This window comes from Flavobacterium tegetincola DSM 22377, assembly GCF_000425485.1.
In the GTDB taxonomy this organism is placed as follows: Bacteria; Bacteroidota; Bacteroidia; order Flavobacteriales; family Flavobacteriaceae; genus Flavobacterium; species Flavobacterium tegetincola.
Genome location: NZ_AUDN01000051.1, coordinates 1 through 1,254, shown reverse-complemented (window position 1 = coordinate 1,254; position 1,254 = coordinate 1). Strand labels below are relative to the sequence as shown.

Below are 1,254 nucleotides of genomic sequence, written 5' to 3'. Positions count from 1 at the left end.
TAAAAAAACGCTTATAACTGGATTTTAAAGATCCGTTATAAGCGTTTTATTTTTTTAAACTGTTTTTTTATTATAGGCTGTATAAGTCTATTTTTGACTTAGACCATGTCCTTTTATTTATTGGCCACTTACATTCTGTTTTCTATATTAATTTGAGTATTCTTTTTAAGTTTACTGTAAAAACAGCCATTGCTCCTTGCATTTGCATATTGTTAATACCATAAGATAGTGCTCTATCGTAACCGTGTACGTTTTTCAATTCACTATTTTTAGCTTCAATTTTGTATCGATGCTTTGCTTTTTCTTTGTAATATTCTGTTTGCTGAAAAGCCATTTGGTCTTGGTGTAATTCAGATTTTATGGATACCGAATATGTTTTTGTTTTAGCGCCATCTTTGTAACAGCCATTTTTTAGAGGACAGGTTTTGCATTTTTCAACATCAAAATAATAAGTGTCAACTTGATTTTTTCCAACATCTTTGGTTCCACCTCGTGCTTTTCGTATGGCTAAATGTCCTGCTGGGCAAACAAACCTGTCGGCATCTTTATTATAGTCAAATTTATCTTCATCTTTTCTAGCTCCTTGTGCTATTGTAACATTTAGTCTGGCTACCACTTTAATATTTTGCTCACTTGTGAGTTTGAGATTTTCTTTTCCTGTATAAGCTCCATCCCCAATAATAGTATCAACATCAATTCCGTTTTTTTGACTAATCGCTAAAAGTCTAGGTAATTCTGGTCCATCTCCTTTTTCACCTGATGTGATTACAGCCGCTGTAATGATACGCTCCTCGGTCATAGCTAAGTGAGTCTTATATCCAAAGAAAGAGCTATCAGCGGATTTATGACCCGTTTTAGCATCTGTATCTTTTGATAAGGTAAAATTTTCTTGAGTGTCTTCTACAGTTTCTTTGAGTAGATTTAATTTTTCTTTCACAGCTGGAATTGAACTTATTGACGGCTCATTTTCAATGCGTTTTTCCAACTCTTTACAATAAGCTAGTTCCTTTTCTAAGTCATTGTCGGTATTTTTTTCTGGCATATGTTCTTTGAATTCCTGCTCGAAGCTGTATACTGTTTTTCGCAGTAGCTTGGAACGTTCTCTCAATACATCGATGGCTAAAAATGGATTGGATCTTGATAAAGTATGTGTGGCATCAACGATGATAGACTTCGAACGAATAATACCTTTTTCGATAGCAATGGCGACTGTTTTGTTTATCAATAGATTTAATAAATCGGTATCCTTTAGAC

At 33.8% G+C, this 1,254-nt stretch carries 1 protein-coding gene; it reads right to left on the bottom strand.

Annotated elements, in window-relative coordinates; all coding sequences use genetic code 11:
• Positions 1 to 142: 142 nt before the first annotated feature.
• A partial coding sequence (locus tag H602_RS0109570) for a transposase (protein ID WP_026977789.1) occupies positions 143 to 1,254 on the bottom strand: 1,112 nt, incomplete at its 5' end.